This window comes from Methanofastidiosum sp. (genome assembly GCA_035362715.1).
GTDB lineage: Archaea > Methanobacteriota_B > Thermococci > Methanofastidiosales > Methanofastidiosaceae > Methanofastidiosum.
Genome location: DAOSDU010000009.1, coordinates 46,961 through 64,238 on the forward strand (window position 1 = coordinate 46,961; position 17,278 = coordinate 64,238).

Here is a 17,278-nt window from a genome sequence, read left to right on the forward strand (position 1 = left end):
TTATTTTTTTTCCAAAAGCAATAGTTCAAGATAGGACCTTCTTTCACTTTCTAGAAAAAGGACCTCAAACAGATTTTCTATTCTTTTAATGTCTTGAAGATTCTCTGATTTTAGTTCTATTTCAATATACTCGCCAAGATCTTCAACATCGTCTATTGACACAGTATAATCTTTATACAGATACACTTTTCTTTTTTTTCTTAAATTTAATATCTTTTTATATCCTAGTTTTTGAAGGATTTCCTCTATTTCTCCAGAAACAAATGCCTCAAATTCTTCCCTTGATTTGGATATCTTATCTAGTTTTGGCCCTTTATATGTTAAAATAGCATTTTCGCCTGAATACCTTATTCGTAACGCCTCATCTGTTTCTTTGAAATCTCTTATGGGCGAAGAAAAATATATATCTTCTTCGACTTTTTCTTCAATAAACTCTGCTTTTCTTAATATTTGATCAATTCTTCCTCTTGTATACTTGTCTATCTTTGCTTTCATCTCGAGTTCAAGCATAAGTTATTTTAATGTGATTGTATTTTATATGTTTGTTGATTTGATGAAATTAAGCGACATAGCGAGGGAGTACGGTTATAGCTTTGACAATCTCAAGCGATATAATGAAATGTTTGGTGAGAAACTGCGCGAATTCATAGCAGCCAATGAAACAGAGAACAAAGATTCAATTAGAGTAAATACTCTAAAAATATCAAGAGATGACCTGTACCAAAGACTAACAGAAAATGGATTTGTATTAAAAAATATTAATGATTTTGGTTTTATTATAGAAGAATCAAAGTTCTCAATTTCTTCTACACAAGAAAATCTCCTAGGATATTTTTACATTCAAGGTGTTGCAGAAATGATTGTTTCTCCTATCCTTTCACCAGATAAAAATGATTTTGTAATAGATATGTGCGCCGCCCCCGGAGGGAAGACAACACATTTTTCTGCAATGATGCAGAATCAAGGTTTGATTTATGCTTTTGATATAAACAAGAGAAGACTTTCTGCTCTCAAGAACAATATTTCTAGATTAGGGTGCTTGAATATTGCCGTCTTTAATTTGAACGGAGAAGAGATAACAAAAATAAAGAATAGTCCAGATAAAATTCTCCTAGACGCACCCTGCACGGGCAGTGGTATAATGAGGAAGGATAGTTTGAGAAAATCTTTGAAGAGTACTCATGATATAATTTTCTTAAGTGAAATTCAGAAAAAACTTCTAAAAGCAGCTATCCAATGTTTAAAAAGTGGTGGAACTCTTCTTTATACAACATGCAGCCTAGAGCCAGAAGAAAACGAATTTGTTGTGCAATGGGCTTTAGATAATTTTGACATAAAACTATTGGAGATTGATGCTGATATTAATGGTATTCCACTTGAAAAAGGATTTAGCGAGGTATTCGGAAGAAAACTATCTGATGAAATTCTATTATGCAGAAGATCACTCCCTCATGTCCATAATACCAATGGATTGTTCATGGCAAAAATATCTAAACCTTAAAAAAAGTGTAGAACAGAACCTAAAATTCCCCCAGCAATGGTGGCCGTAATATTGGTATGATTGTTTCCAAAAAAGCCATACCATGTCTCAAGTGTTGCACCTACTATACTATCAATGTTTGCCCCTATGAATCCTGCGACACCTGTGATTAATATAATGCGTGCATCCCCAAGCCCTGCAAAATATGCCATCACGCCTATTAGAAAAGCAACAATAAGTTCGGCTATTTCTCCTAAAAGAGTTACCCCTCCATCAGAACCAGTTTCTACAACTTTTAGATTAGTTATCAATCGTGGTTTGTAATTAGATAATCTTCCTATTTCCCCCCCAGCAGTATCTGCCGCTGCAGTTGCCAGGGCTCCAAGAAAACCAAGTAAGAATATATTACTTTCTAAATTAAAATAGACGGGACCAACATAGTACAAAACTGCAAAAAAAGAGGCCACAATACCATTTCCTAATACATTAATGTAGCTTCTTGCACCTTTGTTTTTCTCGGCAACACCCTTCCTACTTTTTTCTTCATATTTGAATTTTGTAGCCATGGACGCAGTTATAAAAAAGAATGCTAAAATGAAAAAAAATCTAAATCCGCCAAAAATAATAATTGGAATTCCAACAAAAACACCGGCAATAAAACCAGAAAGATCAACCGCCCTAAATTTAAAAGAAAGACCCCCAAAAATAAGGCAAAAACACGTTGCATAAATCATATATTCCAATGTAATCATCTAGCCACCGGTGAAATTGTTTACTTTTAAGAAACTTATAAAACTATCTTTGAGCAATAAACCGTAAATTTTTTAAGTATAAGGCTAATGGATTGATAAAAGCTCCGGTGGTGTAGACCGGCCAATCATTCGAGCTTCTCGAGCTTGAGACCTGGGTTCAAATCCCAGCCGGAGCACTGTTTTTACAAAATAATGTCCTAATCGACTTTTTATGGAATTGTTAACATTTGATAAAATTAACAATAAAATAAAAATATAATTAAAGTTTTATTTAATGGGATTATAGTATTACATAATTATGCAAAATTTTAAATATATTCAAAATCATAAAATAAAATCAGAGAAGTGATTGATGGATTTTAATCCTTTTTCTCTCAATTTAGGGTTAAAATCCTATCTAGATTATAACTCATTATCGTCGTATCAAAATAACTGGAGAAAGAATAAGAGGCAATAGTATGGCAGAATTAGAACGTTCTTTATCTCTTTGGCAACTGACACTTATGAGCGTTGGAATAATATTGGGCGCAGGCATCTATGTTATAATTGGTGAAGCAGTTGGATTAAGTGGAAATTTTATATGGCTTTCTTTTATTATTTCCGCTTCTGTTGCAATGCTAACTGCTTTTAGCTATGCAGAACTTTCCTCTAGATTTCCTAAAGCAGGTGCTGAATATGTTTATGTTGAAAACTCTTTTGGAGATATAATGGCATGGATTGTCGCATGGCTTCTTCTTGCCGGGAGCATTGTTGGAGGTGCGACAGTAGCAATGGGATTCGCACAGTATTTTTCTGCGCTATTTAATACTCCCGTATTTCATGTAGCACTTGTTTTACTATTTATAATAGGATTAATCCTTGTTATTGGAGTACGACAAACATCAAAAATCACTATTTTGTTTACTGCAATTGAAATAATTGGGTTATTAATAGTTATACTGATTGGAATACCTTATATTGGATCTATTAACTATTTTGAGGCCGCACACGGTTTTAAGGGAATTATTGAGGCTGGGGCTTTAATTTTCTTCGGATATATTGGTTTTGAAGGAATAACTCGTTTAGCAGAGGAAACAAAAAATCCGGAGAAAAATATCCCAAAAGCGATTATGTATTCCATGATTATTACTACAATTATCTACATACTTGTTGGCATATCTGCTGTTAGCGTTGTTTCATGGGATGAACTATCAATGGCTCAAGCACCTTTAGCATTGGTTGCCGAAAAAGTTTTTGGAGAACAAAGCTTTATTATACTTTCATTCATAGCATTATTTTCCACGTTCAATACAGCCCTCATGATGCTACTAACTGGTTCAAGACTGGTATATGGAGTTGCGCAACAACAAGCTATCCCAAAAGTATTTGCCTTAGTGGGAAATAGATTTCGCACCCCTTGGATTGCTATTACTTTCATTGTTTTTGTAGCAATGCTTTTTCTGTTTGTTGGAGACCTAAAAACAATTGCTAATTTAACAAATTTCACAATTTTTGCTGTTTTCATTGTAATAAATGCTTCTGTGATTTATTTTAGGTATAAAAAACCAACAAATTCAGGATTCAAAGCCCCATTTAGCGTTGGAAAATTCCCAGTTATTCCGTTTCTTGGGATAATTACCTCATTATTTATGATTGCAAATCTTACCTATGGGGTAATAATTCTTGGATTATTTCTTATTATAATCGGGTTTCTAGTTGATTTGATTTTAAACTTGAAATATAAATAAAATACTGTATTTTTCTTAATTATTTTTGCGAAAACCTCATTATAATACTAAAGCTTTAAAAAATATTTTAGTATTCAACAACTTATACCACATTATTTTGCTAGTCTTGAGGTTAAATGATGCAATATACAATGTATCAGATACCGTTATTGTTAAGTTCAATAATATCAGCATTATTAATTGTCTTAATCTTGAAAAGAGAAAGAACCATTGGGAGTAAATATTTAGTTTTATTTCTTAGTTCAGTTTTCATTTGGTCATTTGCAGATTTTTTTAATCTATTGAGCACTAATTTAGCTGATAAACTTTTTTGGGGGAACATATCCTATTTTGGAGTTGTAACTTCTGGTGTTTTCATACTACTATTTGTATTAGAATATATTGGTAGAGGAGAATACATTAATCGCTTTACTTATTTATTATTTCTTATTCCTATTATTACAATAGCATTAATCTGGACTAATGATTATCATCACCTCATAAGACAATCAATTTATCTTGAAACTATCTCTGGAGTATTGGCATTTGGAAAAAAATATGGGATATGGTTTTGGGTACAATTTCTTTATAATCATTGTTTGGTATTAGTGAGCACTATACTAATTTTTTATGCTCTTGACATCACCCATAATATTTACAGAAAACAGGGATTAATATTTTTTATGGGCATTTTCTTACCATGGGTTTCTAACTTTGTGTATGTTTTTCGAATAATAACATTTCCTATTGATATGACTTCTGTTTCATTCCTCTTTACCGGATTAGTCTTATTCTGGGGGATTATAAGAGAACAACTCTTAGACATAGTTCCTACCGCATATATGGCAGTTTTTAATGAAATTCCTGATAGTGTTATAGTTCTTGGAGGGATTAATCAAATTGTCGATCTTAATACTTCTGCTGAATCTATTTTCAATGTAAAAATATCAAATGTCAGAGGTAAGAACTTTTCAGAACTAGTTATTAAATGGAAAGAAATGAATGATGTTTTCAAAAATCATATTTCTGATGATTACTACCATGCCATCATACCCTATAACGATAAGTATTATGGCGTTGTCTTTAAGAAAATATATGACAAAAAAGGGCTTTTTGTGGGCCAGCTAGTAGTTCTCCATGACATAACAAAACGTAAAAAAATGGAAATAAAACTTAAGGAGTCAAATAAGCAAATTGAAGATCTAAACGAAACTTTACAAGTAATAAACAAAATCCTCAGACACGATCTTCTAAATAAATTGGCTGTGATGAAAACTTCTCTTTGGCTTTATGAAGAAAAAAAAGATAAATCGTTACTTGATAAATTAAGCCGTTCAGTTGATAGTGGTATAGATTTAATAAATAGGATAAGAGAACTCGAGTCTTTTGTAATAGATCAAGGAGAATTATCTCCAGTAAATATTAGAAAAATAGTTAATGAAGTGTCAAAGAATATTCAAGTTCCAATAAAAATTAATGGGAATGGAAATGCATTAGCAGACCAAGCACTATTTTCTGTGTTTGAAAATATTATGAGAAATGCTGTAATTCACGGGAGAACAGATAGAATAGATATAGATATTTCTTCGAATAATAATGAATGTGAAATAAGAATCGCTGATTATGGAAAAGGGGTACCTGATGACATAAAAGGTAATATTTTTGAAGAAGGTTTAAGTTTTGGGGATAGCAGAGGCACTGGACTTGGGCTCTATATAGTGAAAAAAACAGTTGAACGTTATGGCGGTTCAATTACAGTTGAAGATAATAAACCAAAAGGAACTATTTTCATCATAAAATTAAATTGTGTAGAAAATTAATTTTTCAAAACCTATAACATTTATAAAGTTGTAGACAGAGTATATATTATGGATAATTTCGATCAGATTCCTAAAAGGCGTCCAAAAAGTACTGGATTGGGCAGATTTCTCCCGTTTCTAGTAATTGGATACATTCTTTTTACTTCATTTGTTGGTTCAATCAGGTTGCCTTCAACAACTTCTTCAGATCCTATCTACTCACTTTTTTTAAATTCAAGTATTTTTATCGGCGGAATTATAGTTGCTATTATTTTAGTATTTTCATACATGATGTATTCTAAAAACTAAGAAATATATTTAAAGTTACTTTTCCTAATAAGTATTAATGTTTAAACGCATCTTTTTAATTGTCGATGCGGGCCTAGAAGTAAGAATAGTTTCAATGTATGCAGCTTTAATTTCTAAATCTTCCAAAGCATCTTTCTTCTTAGTTCCTTATACAAATAATAAAGAAGTTTTAGAAAATATCGACTTTATTAAAAAAATAGTAAAGGAAGAAGGGATAGAAACGGAAATATTAGAGATTAAGGACGACATACTATACGGTTTAAACAAAATTATTAGAGACAAAGATCTCGATTTAATCATTATTCCATTAAAAAGGCAGGAAAACGGTTTATTCTTTATCGGTAGCTTCGCCCAGAGATTAATGAAATATGCTTTATCTTCAGTCATGGGAATTAAGATAGTAAAGGTCAGGCCCTTAAAACAACATAAAAAATTATTAGTTCCGCTTTCTGATAAAGATTATAATGTCAAAGAAAGATTATTTTTAATTGAAACATTTTCAAAATCGTTAAATCTAAGTGTATCCGTATTACGTTGTATTAAAAACCCTAAAGGAAGATTTGGAAAAGAAGAAATGCAAAAAGCTTTCGTAGAAACAAGAAATTATTATTCCTCATTTATTACTCAACTTAAAGAAAAGGGGATTGATACAGATCTTAGGATTAGAGAATGTGAGCATGCGACAGATGGCATTCTGGAAGAAATAATGGCTTCAAACTACGATCTCCTTTTTGTAAAAGCAAAAACTCAGAATACTCTCAAAGAGTTTCTTATGGGAAATGAAGTTGAAGATATACTCAGAAGGACTCCATCTAACTTATTATTTTGGAGGTCAAGGGAGTAGAGCATTGATGAACTCAATTAAAGATATACATGAGCTTTCAGTAGAAGAAGCAATCCATAATCTCCAATCCTCTAAAGAAGGTCTTTCAAAGGAAGAAATTGAAAGAAGATTTTCATCATTTGGCCCAAATGAAATTCAGGAAAAAAGAATCACCCCTCTGTACGTTAAACTTCTAAAACAATTTTTTAATTTCTTTGCTATTTTGCTATGGATTGCAAGTGGCCTTTCGTTTTTAGGAGAGTATTTGGCCCCTGGAGAAGGCAATATTAATCTTGGAATTGCATTAGTTGCCGTAATTTTTATCAACGCCTTTTTTACTTTTTACCAGGAGTACAAGGCAGAAAGAGCTGCCGAAGCACTAAAAATGCTATTGGCACCTTTAGCAGTGGTATTAAGGGAAGATAAAGAACAGGAAATCCCTTCAAATCAAGTTGTAGTTGGAGACATAATTATCTTGTCGGAGGGGGATAAAGTACCGGCAGATGCAAGATTAATTGAGCAGTATGAATTGAAGGTCAATAATTCACCTTTAACTGGCGAATCTATACCTCTAAAAAGGGATACTGATCCATTTAAAGGGAATATTCTTGAATCACACAATATTGTTTTTTCTGGAACTGCTATTGTTTCTGGATCTGGAAAAGCCATAGTTTTTGCTGTAGGAATGGGAACAGAATTTGGAAAGATAGCTGGGCTTACCCAGGAAATAAAAGAGGATCCAACTCCTCTACAAAAAGAAATATCCTATTTTATAAAGTATATATCAATTATTGCAATTTTCCTTGGAATAACATTCTTTTTAATAGGGTGGTCTTTAGGGAATACATTCACTGCAAATTTTATTTTTGGGATAGGAATCATTGTTGCTAACGTTCCAGAAGGTCTACTCCCTGCAGTTACCTTGACTCTATCGATAGCCGCTCAGAAAATGGCAAAGAAAAATGCTTTGATAAAGAATCTAAATTCTGTTGAAACTCTGGGGTCTACTACGGTGATTTGTACTGATAAAACTGGAACCCTTACACAAAATGAAATGACTGTTAAAAAAATATTTGTTAACGATAAAGAGCTTGAGGTTTCTGGCGTTGGATACGCACCTGAAGGAAAATTTCAGATCGATGGGAATGATATAGGAGAAAAAGATATTGAGCCAATAATTCCATTTCTAAGAACTTCATTCTTCTGCAATGATTCAAAATTAACTTTGGAAGATGGCAAGTACTCAATAATTGGGGATCCGACAGAAGGAGCACTTTTAGTTTTAGCTAAAAAAATCATAGATACTGATAAAACATGTAACTTAGAAGAAAGAATTTTTGAGATTCCATTTTCGTCAGACAGAAAAATGATGAGTACGATATACAAAGGAGATGTAGTTACTGCTTATGTTAAAGGTTCTCCCGAGTCTATCATTCCATTATCTAATAAGATATTATTAAATGGGAAAGAAATCGAATTATCTTCTAAAGATAAAGAGATCCTTCATGAAAAAGCTGAAAGTTTTGAGAAGAGAGCTTTGAGAACTTTAGCCCTTGCATATAGACCTATAACTAAAAAAGAAAAATATGTGGCCGAAGAAGTAGAGAAAGATTTAGTATTTTTAGGATTGGTTGGGATGATAGATCCTCCAAGGCTTGGTGTTAAGGACGCAGTTAAAAAATGTAAGGATGCAGGAATTAAAATAATAATGATTACAGGGGACAACAAACTTACAGCTGAAGCTATCGGGCGAGAGGTAGGTATAATTGAAAGTGACACCCCTTCTGTAATAGAAGGGAGTGATGTCACAAAAATGAAAATAGAAGAATTGAAAAATTTATTGAGTAATCCAGAAATTATTTTTGCAAGAGCTTCCCCAAAGAATAAACTTGAGATAGTCATGGCGCTAAAACAGATGGGGGAAGTTGTGGCAGTCACAGGCGATGGAGTAAACGACGCACCTGCCTTAAAAGAGGCAGATATAGGTATATCAATGGGGAGTGGCACTGATGTGGCAAAAGAAGCTGCAGACGTAATACTAATAGATGATAATTTTAAGAGCATAGTGGAAGCAGTTCTTGAAGGAAGGGCCGTCTATGATAACATCCGAAAGTTTATTTCTTACATCTTAGTTAGTAATGTGCCTGAGATAGTCCCATTCATAGTATATGTACTGTTTAGAGTGCCCCTTCCATTGACTGTTGTTCAAATATTGGCTATAGATTTAGGCACTGATATGCTTCCAGCAATTGCTCTTGGAACAGAGCCTGCTGAAATAGATGTAATGGAAAGGCCGCCACGTTCTAGAAAAGACCGACTTCTAACTGTGCCCCTAATACTAAAATCATATGGGCTTATAGGGCCAATCGAAGCTGCTGCAGGATTGTATGGATTTTGGTGGGTGTTAAAACAAGGGGGTTGGATATGGGGAACACAGTTAGCATTCACAGACCCACTTTATCTTAAAGCCACAACAATGTGCCTCATTGCCATAATCGTCTGTCAAATAGTAAATGTTATGGGTTGCAGAAGCCTAAGAAATTCTGTATTTAAGATAGGCTTATTCAAAAACAAATACGTATTTTTGGGCATAATGAGTGAGATAATTTTAATTCTTGCTTTTACAAATCTCCCTATCTTAAAGACTTTTCTTGGAACTGCATCGATAGAACCAGAATTAATTCTCTTGATTATACCGTTTGCATTATTGATATTCGTCGTAGACGAATTAAGAAAATACTTGATGCCGAAATTAAATATTAATGATCTATAGGTATTTTGTAAAACTTGCCAATATTTTTCAATTAATAATTTAAACTGTTTCAGCCTAGACTTTCAAAAGGGACTATATGAATCAAACTTTGAAATCATACATTGATCTTACAAGGGCCCATTTCATGTTTGCTTGGCCTTTGATATTCTGCTCTGGCTTATTTTTGGGATTCCAAAACTACGGCGGATTTTCTTGGATGCTAGTCATTAAAGCTATTTTGATAGGGCTTTTTGGATTTGAAGGTGGAATGATATTAAATGATTATGTTGATAGAGATATTGACAAAAACGATGTGGAATATGACAAGTTAACTTACTATTGGCGACCCTATAAATCTCGGCCTCTCCCTTTTGGAGATATAACATCAAAGAACGCATTTAGATTGTTTCTCTTATTTTTCATTATAACTGTCTCTTTGATTCTGACACTTCCTTATCCAAATTCCCTTTATGTCTTGTTAATTTACCTCTACTGTTACTTTATGGAGTATTTTTATCAGGTAAAAAAAAGAAATCAAAAATTCCCTTTTGCGCAAGTTCTAGGAAGAACTGACTTCGCAATATTTCCTATTGCCGGTTATCTTTGTGTCGGCACTCCTGACAAAACTGCATTATTGTTTTTCCTTTTCTTTTACCCACTTGCCCTATCTCATCTTGGATTAAATGATTTGATTGATGTAAAAAACGACATAGTCAGAAAAATGAATACCATAACAGTTCTTTATGGCATTAAAGGAACTGTGAAGTGGATCATAGCATTTAACTTGATTCATTTTATTACGGCTGTTTTGTTTCTTTCAACTCTTTCTAAGGCCACTTTTTATGGATTCTTAATTCCTTTTATTTTGTTGTTCATTGCAACTTATCTTTTAATAAAAGATCAGAGCCAAAAGACTGGACTTAAAGTACTTCCATTCTATCACCTTTCTATGGCTTTATATTCAATCTCTATGATAATTGGAAGTATACTATAATAAATGATAAAGATGAATTAACTTGGTCTTAACAGATTGGATGATAAATAAGGACAAAATAACTTCTTGGATTAAAGTAATGAGATTAGAATTCTATTCTATGCCTTTTGTGGTCTATTCTTTAGGAGCTTTAATCTCCTATAAATTCAATGATTTCTTTTACCTGAAGAATTATCTTGTGGGCTACTTTATTATATTCTTAATTGAACTAGCTACAGTTCTAACAAACGAATACTATGATTTTGAAGCCGATAAATTGAATAAAAATGTGGGAAGATTCACCGGTGGCTCGAGGATGCTAGTTGAGAATAAAATTTCTGTCAGAGAGATAAAGATATTTTTCATATTTGTTGTTATGTTATTTTTAGTTTTTTCCTTGTATTTATCTAAAATTACCTTTTTTTCAAATCAAGTAATATTAATATTGCTCGTAGGTTTGATATTTGGAATCTCTTATACTGCCCCGCCCTTAAAATTCTCTTATAGGGGGCTAGGTGAAATTGACGTTGCGTTAATTCATGGTTTTTATGTTATTATTTGTGGATATGTTTTTCAGAAAGGCTTACTAGATATGCCAATTATTTGGATCATATCAATTCCACTCTTCTTTTCTTCTTTGGCAGGGGTATCTCTTGGAGGAATACCCGATTTAGAATCTGATAGATCAGTTTCTAAGAAAAGCATCGCAGTTAAAATTGGCACTGATAATACTATGCTTTTATCTCTGGTCTGTTCTTTGATTGTAGGAATATTCGGAATTTATTTGTATTATTTTTTCATCTTATTGAAATTTAATTATCTATATTTGTTGCTTCCAATCTATTCCTTATTTTTGTCTTGGATTTTATTATCTAAAATAAAATCTGAAAAACAAGATACTGAGATTAGTAAGCTAATTCTTGGTACAATGATTTTAATCGCACTATCCAGTTTTATTCCTGTCATTATTTTTGCTAGATAGACTGATATTTTTTTGCGATAATCGTAATCTATATCAATATATTTATATCTAGTCTATTCTGGTTTTTTTAGTAGTCTTTAACCACATTAAAAAAATAGTTGGTGACTAAATGAATCAGAATAATTTAAGATTCACAGCCATTTTGTCATTATCTGATGATTACATGATAATTTTAGATAGCTATTTAAAGAAAAAATAGACATAGTATATGGATAATTAAAGTAAATTCAATTTTTATAAAAAAAGGGAAGATAAATGAAGAATAGATATCATCGTATAACTGTTTCAATTATTGTTTGTCTATTCTTATTTTTATTTATATCTCCTCTCTTTTACGCAGAAAATTCAAAATTAGTTGTTAAAGTTGGGCTGTATGAAGACGAACCTTTGATATTCCAGGATAATAATGGAAATGTTAAGGGACTATACGCAGATGTTTTAGAGTACATAGCTGTTCAAGAGGATTGGGAGATTCAATACGTTTACGGAACTCTGAATGAGGGACTAACCCGAATCAAAAATAATGAAATAGACGTTCTAACCGCTGTTGCATACTCTCCAGAACGGGCGGTATATACAGAATTTTCTAACGAAACTATATTCCCTAACTGGGCTCAAGTGTATTCTGTACCTAGCTTAGAAATAGAATCTTTCCTTGATTTGGAATATAAAAGGATCGCAGTCGTAAAGGATGATATATACTATGTCGGGCCAAATGGGATAAAAAATCTGAAGGATAATTTTGATTTAAACTGTACTTTTGTAGAGGTAAATGATTACAACGAGGTCATTAAGTTAATTGAAGAAGAGAGCGTTGATGCAGGTATTTTAACAAGACTTTATGAATCTGAATTACAGAATAACGTAAAAATTGCCAAATCACCCTTAATATATTCTCCAATTAAACTACTTTTTGGTTTTCCTAAAGGAAGCCCCCAAAACCAATATTTGATTGAAAAAATAGATTATCATTTAAAGATAATAAAAGATGATCACGATTCTGTGTACTATTCAAGTATAAATGAGCACATGCCAATCTATTCTGCAAAAGAAGTACAGATATTCCCAAAATGGGCAAAGACTGTTGTGGGGGCTATACTTTTGGCACTATTATTATTTGTTAGTGTGAGTATGTTACTAACTAGAGAGGTGAAGAAACGAACAAATCACCTAAACGAAGCAATAGGTGATCTTCAAAATGAAATTGCCCATAGAATTGATGCGGAAGAATCTCTTAAAAAAAGTCAAGATAAATATCGAGAACTCACTGAAAAGTTATTGATTGAAAGTAAATCAAAATTTGAATCGATATACAATAATGCTGCAACAGGAATTGATTTACTGGATAAAGATCTCAAAATAGTGGACTTAAATGATAGATCAGCGGAAATGTTTGGTTATGATAAAAATGAATTAATAGGTAAAAGTATCTTAGATGTAACATTCCCTGGAGATATTGAATTAACTCTGAAGAATCTAAAGAGGGTGATTAATGAAGACATAGATATATATTCTTTAGAGAAAAGATACAAGAAAAAAGATGGAACTATCTTTTGGGGGGAAGTATCTGTATCCGCCATAAAAGATGAAAATAAGAAAGTCCAAGCAATTGTCGGAGTGATTGTTGACATTACTTCTCGTAAAATGGCAGAAGAACAATTAGAAGAAAGCGAAGAAAAATACAGAGAACTCGTTGAGAATGCAAATAGTATAATCGCAAAATTTGGCAAGGACGGAAGAATTATTTCAATGAATGATTTTGGACTGAAATTCTTTGGTTACAAAGAACAGGAATTAAAAGGGAAAAATTGGATTGATACAATATTGCCCAAAATAGAATCGAATGGCAAGAGTCTTGAAAATTTAGCCGCCGAAATAATAAATGATCCGGATAAATATTCTATTAGTATAAATGAAAACATAAAGAAAAATGGAGAACGGGTCTGGATATACTGGAATAACAAACCAATATATGATAAAGGAATTCTAGTTGGCATTCTTTCTGTGGGAACAGATATAACCGAAAGAAAGAAAGCTGAAGAAAATCTATATGAGGCAAACAAACAACTTGAAGAAGCCGATAGGCTGAAATCAATTTTTCTTTCGAGTATGAGCCATGAACTAAGAACCCCCTTAAACTCTATAATAGGTTTTACAGGTATCTTACTACAAGGTCTCGCTGGAGATCTAAATGATGAACAAAAGAAACAATTAGGAATCATTAAAAATAGTTCACAACATCTTTTAAGTTTAATAAACGATATATTGGACATTTCAAAAATTGAAGCTGGAAAAATTGAACTTGACTGTGAATACTTTGACTTGAATGAAGTGATGGATGAATTACTTCTAACATTTGACACAATGGCAAAGGATAAAAACCTAAAAATTGAAAAAACTATGCCGGAAAAAATTACTCTTTATAACGATAAGCGAAGATTTAAACAAATAATTATCAATCTTGTAAGCAATGCAATAAAATACACAAATGAGGGTAGTGTAAATATTACGATTAAAATCTTGGATATAAAAGAGCTTGAAATTAAAATTATTGATACAGGAGTTGGAATTAAAAAAGCGGACCTTAATAGAATATTTGAACCATTTCAGCAATTAGATGAAAAACTGACTAAAAAAGTCGAAGGCACAGGATTGGGATTGCATCTTGTAAAAAAATTGTTAACACTTATGAAAGGCACTATATCTTTAGAAAGTGAATATGGAAAAGGTAGCGTATTCACAATTAATCTGCCATTAAAAGTTAGAGAGGAATAATCATGGGGAAAATACTGATAATTGAAGACAATGAAAATAATCTTTATCTTACAAAATATATCTTAGAAAAAAATGGGCACTCTACTATTTTTGCTACTACAGGAAATGAAGGTGTAAAAAAAGCAATTGAAGAAAAGCCTGATCTTATTATCATGGATATACAGTTACCAGATATAAATGGACTTGAAGCAACAAAAAGAATAAGAGAATCTAATGTAGGAAATTCAATTCCCATTGTAGCTTTAACCTCATATGCAATGATGGGGGATAGAGATAAAGCACTTAAAGCAGGATGCACGGGATATATAGAGAAACCGATCGATCCTGAAAAATTTATTTATCAAATTATGGAATTCTTGAAATAATGGAGGACTAATAGTGGAAATACTTATTGTAGAAGATAATGAAGAAATTGCATATCTTCAAGAGAGAATCTTAACTGCAAATAACTATAGTGTTACTCGAGCTTCAAATGGCCAACAAGCTCTTGAGTTGCTGGCCAACAAAAAGTACGATATGATAATCTCTGATATCCTAATGCCAGTAATGGATGGCTTCCAGCTTTGTAAAACGTTGAAGAACGATACTAAAACTAAGGGAATACCTTTTGTTTTTTATTCGGCGAGCTATACCGAAAAAAAAGACAAAGAATTTGCATTGAAATTAGGTGCAGATATTTACGTAGAGACACCAATTGAACCTGATGAATTTATAAAAATAATTAATAACTATTTTGAAAAGTTGAAAGAAGGAAAAATAAAGCCAAGAGAGTATTTATTTGAAAAAGAAAATAATGTGGAAAAGATATACAGTGAACGCTTGGCAAGACAACTAGAGAAAAAGCTAGTGCTCTTGGAAAAAAAGATTGCTGAAAATAATGAACTAATGAAAAAAATAAAAGAAAGTGAAGAAAAATATAGATTGATTTTTGATAACACTGAGGACGTAGTTTGCCTTATGGATTTAAACGGAATTATAACCTTTATGAGTAAAAGTATTGAAATCCATACAGGTTATAAAGACGTTGAATTGATTGGTAAGAATATTAAGGATATTCTTTCGCCAAAATCATACAATGAAGCCAAGAAAAGGTAGAGCTTAGGCTTAATGGGATGAAGGGGGAACTTCCACGATATGAAATTGAAGTTATATCAAAAAACAACAAGTTACTCCCATTTGAGTTAAATACCTCTCCAATCTATGTTGATGGAAAACTATCTTCAATCTCGATAGTTGCAAGGGAGATTTCTGAAAGAAAAAAACTTGAGAAAGAGGTAGTATTGCTCCATAATGCCGTAGACCAAAGTCCGGCTATCGTTATTATAGCTGACAAGGATCGAAAGATTGAATATGTTAATCCGAAGTTTGTTGAAGTAACTGGTTTTAATTCATCTGAAGCTGTTGGAAAAAAAGTTTCTTTCTTAAGTGGTGAGACCTTCTCTGAAAACAAAGAAAAAGAATTATGGGGCACTATTTCTAAGGGTAAAGACTGGCAAGGAGAGTTCATGAATATAAAAAAGAATGGTGACATTTATTGGGAAATGGCATCAATTGCCCCCGTTAAAACAGAAACTGGAGAAATAACTCATTTTGTAAAAGTAGCAGAGGATATAACATATCGTAAATTAGCTGAAAAGGAGCTTAAAGAAAGGGAAGAAACATTGAAGGGTATCCTATCTGCTGCCCCAGTTGGTATAACCCATATACAGGATAGAAAATTCAAATGGTTAAACAGGGAAATGGCAGAAATTACAGGTTATTCTGAAGAAGAGTTAGTCGGCGGATTTCCAAGATTTCTCTTTGAATCTGATGAAGAATATGAACGAGTTGGAAATATCTTATATGATCCAGTAAGAGGTCAAGACGTTATAGAAGTTGAAACGAAATATAAACTAAAGAATGGGGGTACTAAGGACATTTACATAAGAAACAGTCCATTGGATATTAAAGACCTATCCAAGGGTTATATAACATTAGTAATGGATATAACAGATAACAAAAAATCTAGAAAGCAATTAGATGAGAACTTAGAATACTTTGCCCATCTAATTGACCACATACGAAATCCTCTGGCTATTTTGAGTGGTTTTGTACAAGTAAAAGTTAATGACGAACAAACAAAAGACATTGTCATTCGGCAGGTAGATAGAATCGAGAAGTTATTGAAAGAGCTTGATCAGGGTTGGATGGACACTGAAGATACTAGAAAATTCTTGAAAAGATATATGTAATAATATTCTCTTTTTATTTTAAAATAACTAATAATTTCAATTCAACAAAAATGACTTTGAATTAGAATCTATTTAGAAAAAGAATTGGTGCGGTCAGCGGGATTTGAACCCGCGTCATGAGCTTGGAAGGCTCAGGTGCTAGGCCACTACACTATGACCGCTTCTTTTTTTATCGAATTAATTGTATATTTAAAACTTTCTCTTTTAGACACCACAATCCTTAAAAATTGATGCTCTAAAAAGCATATGTGGATTATATGAGCATAATTAACGTAAACGTTAAGTTTGATTCTTCTATTATTTTGTTATGTACTGCTCATCATCATTAATTGCGCCATTTTTGGCGGAGGTATTTTCATGCTAAAGATAGCTATTCCTAAAAAGGGGAGATTGTCAAACCCCTGTATTGAAATATTAAAAAAATCAGGTTATGAGTTTGAAGATAGCGGTAGGAAGTTGTTTTCACGTATCGAAGAAAAAAATATTGAGGCTGTATTTGTGAGAACTCAAGACATACCCGAATACGTTCAGGATCAAGTTGTTGACATGGGTATAACTGGTCTTGATATAATAAGAGAAAGAGATGCAGATGTTGAGATTTTGCAAAAAATGGGATTCGGAAGATGCACACTTACAATTGCCGCTCCAAAAAATTCATCAATAAATTCATTAAATGATATAAAAAATGGTATGAAG

Annotated in this window: 15 protein-coding genes and 2 tRNA genes; 14 read left to right on the plus strand and 3 right to left on the minus strand. The window is 32.4% G+C overall.

Annotated features, from left to right (window positions below; translation table 11 throughout):
* Positions 1–510 (minus strand): class IV adenylate cyclase, encoded by a 510-nt coding sequence (gene cyaB, locus PLI06_06930; protein ID HOI77329.1) that lies wholly within the window; start codon positions 508–510, stop codon positions 1–3.
* 43 nt (positions 511–553) lie between these two features.
* On the opposite strand from cyaB, the gene PLI06_06935 reads away from it, so the two are divergent.
* Positions 554–1,501: an RsmB/NOP family class I SAM-dependent RNA methyltransferase gene (locus tag PLI06_06935; GenBank protein HOI77330.1), complete on the plus strand. Its 948-nt coding sequence runs from the start codon at positions 554–556 to the stop codon at positions 1,499–1,501.
* On the opposite strand, the gene PLI06_06940 is transcribed toward PLI06_06935, so the two are convergent.
* Positions 1,498–2,232 carry a DUF92 domain-containing protein gene (locus PLI06_06940; GenBank protein HOI77331.1) on the minus strand — a complete coding sequence of 245 codons (735 nt, stop codon included), beginning with the start codon at positions 2,230–2,232 and terminating at the stop codon, positions 1,498–1,500. The genes PLI06_06935 and PLI06_06940 overlap by 4 nt on opposite strands.
* A gap of 101 nt (positions 2,233–2,333) precedes the next feature.
* Here PLI06_06940 and PLI06_06945 point away from each other — a divergent pair.
* The 12 genes from PLI06_06945 (at position 2,334) to PLI06_07000 (ending at position 16,582) form a co-directional block, all read left to right on the plus strand.
* Positions 2,334–2,408, plus strand: a tRNA-Glu gene (locus PLI06_06945).
* A 282-nt stretch (positions 2,409–2,690) separates the two neighbouring features.
* Positions 2,691–3,959, plus strand: a complete 1,269-nt coding sequence (locus PLI06_06950; protein HOI77332.1) for an amino acid permease — start codon at positions 2,691–2,693, stop codon at positions 3,957–3,959.
* A 116-nt stretch (positions 3,960–4,075) separates the two neighbouring features.
* Positions 4,076–5,758, plus strand: a complete 1,683-nt coding sequence (locus PLI06_06955) for a histidine kinase N-terminal 7TM domain-containing protein (protein ID HOI77333.1) — start codon at positions 4,076–4,078, stop codon at positions 5,756–5,758.
* Positions 5,759–5,806: 48 nt separating this feature from the next.
* Entirely contained in the window at positions 5,807–6,046 is a 240-nt protein-coding gene (locus PLI06_06960) for a hypothetical protein (protein HOI77334.1), read from the plus strand.
* Positions 6,047–6,083: 37 nt separating this feature from the next.
* The gene (locus PLI06_06965) at positions 6,084–6,890 is read left to right on the plus strand and encodes a universal stress protein (protein HOI77335.1); all 807 of its coding nucleotides are present in this window, start codon (positions 6,084–6,086) and stop codon (positions 6,888–6,890) included.
* Positions 6,832–9,642, plus strand: coding sequence for a cation-transporting P-type ATPase (locus tag PLI06_06970; protein ID HOI77336.1), 2,811 nt, complete (start codon positions 6,832–6,834; stop codon positions 9,640–9,642). Before PLI06_06965 ends, PLI06_06970 begins: the two co-directional genes overlap by 59 nt.
* Positions 9,643–9,718: 76 nt before the next feature.
* On the plus strand, positions 9,719–10,615 hold the full coding sequence (locus PLI06_06975; GenBank protein HOI77337.1) for a UbiA family prenyltransferase: 897 nt from the start codon (positions 9,719–9,721) through the stop codon (positions 10,613–10,615).
* Between the two features lie 22 nt (positions 10,616–10,637).
* On the plus strand, positions 10,638–11,576 hold the full coding sequence (locus PLI06_06980) for a prenyltransferase (GenBank protein HOI77338.1): 939 nt from the start codon (positions 10,638–10,640) through the stop codon (positions 11,574–11,576).
* Positions 11,577–11,831: 255 nt separating this feature from the next.
* Complete coding sequence (locus tag PLI06_06985; protein ID HOI77339.1) at positions 11,832–14,351, plus strand: PAS domain S-box protein; 2,520 nt, start codon at positions 11,832–11,834, stop codon at positions 14,349–14,351.
* 2 nt (positions 14,352–14,353) lie between these two features.
* Positions 14,354–14,716, plus strand: a complete 363-nt coding sequence (locus tag PLI06_06990) for a response regulator (protein HOI77340.1) — start codon at positions 14,354–14,356, stop codon at positions 14,714–14,716.
* Positions 14,717–14,729: 13 nt separating this feature from the next.
* A complete protein-coding gene (locus PLI06_06995) occupies positions 14,730–15,446 on the plus strand; it encodes a response regulator (GenBank protein ID HOI77341.1) in 717 nt (238 codons plus the stop codon).
* Between the two features lie 17 nt (positions 15,447–15,463).
* Positions 15,464–16,582 (plus strand): PAS domain S-box protein, encoded by a 1,119-nt coding sequence (locus PLI06_07000; GenBank protein ID HOI77342.1) that lies wholly within the window; start codon positions 15,464–15,466, stop codon positions 16,580–16,582.
* A gap of 85 nt (positions 16,583–16,667) precedes the next feature.
* On the opposite strand, the gene PLI06_07005 is transcribed toward PLI06_07000, so the two are convergent.
* A tRNA-Gly gene (locus PLI06_07005) sits at positions 16,668–16,743 on the minus strand.
* A gap of 196 nt (positions 16,744–16,939) precedes the next feature.
* Between PLI06_07005 and hisG the strand changes: the two genes are divergently transcribed.
* Positions 16,940–17,278, plus strand: a 339-nt coding sequence (gene hisG / locus PLI06_07010) for an ATP phosphoribosyltransferase (protein ID HOI77343.1), incomplete at its 3' end; no start/stop codon positions are given.

Coding starts and splice junctions, on each gene's coding strand:
- cyaB (HOI77329.1), bottom strand. CDS start 510: ATGCTTGAACTCGAGATGAAAGCAAAGATAGACAAGTATACAAGAGGA.
- PLI06_06935 (HOI77330.1), top strand. CDS start 554: ATGAAATTAAGCGACATAGCGAGGGAGTACGGTTATAGCTTTGACAAT.
- PLI06_06940 (HOI77331.1), bottom strand. CDS start 2,232: ATGATTACATTGGAATATATGATTTATGCAACGTGTTTTTGCCTTATT.
- PLI06_06950 (HOI77332.1), top strand. CDS start 2,691: ATGGCAGAATTAGAACGTTCTTTATCTCTTTGGCAACTGACACTTATG.
- PLI06_06955 (HOI77333.1), top strand. CDS start 4,076: ATGATGCAATATACAATGTATCAGATACCGTTATTGTTAAGTTCAATA.
- PLI06_06960 (HOI77334.1), top strand. CDS start 5,807: ATGGATAATTTCGATCAGATTCCTAAAAGGCGTCCAAAAAGTACTGGA.
- PLI06_06965 (HOI77335.1), top strand. CDS start 6,084: ATGTTTAAACGCATCTTTTTAATTGTCGATGCGGGCCTAGAAGTAAGA.
- PLI06_06975 (HOI77337.1), top strand. CDS start 9,719: ATGAATCAAACTTTGAAATCATACATTGATCTTACAAGGGCCCATTTC.
- PLI06_06985 (HOI77339.1), top strand. CDS start 11,832: ATGAAGAATAGATATCATCGTATAACTGTTTCAATTATTGTTTGTCTA.
- PLI06_06990 (HOI77340.1), top strand. CDS start 14,354: ATGGGGAAAATACTGATAATTGAAGACAATGAAAATAATCTTTATCTT.
- PLI06_07000 (HOI77342.1), top strand. CDS start 15,464: ATGAAGGGGGAACTTCCACGATATGAAATTGAAGTTATATCAAAAAAC.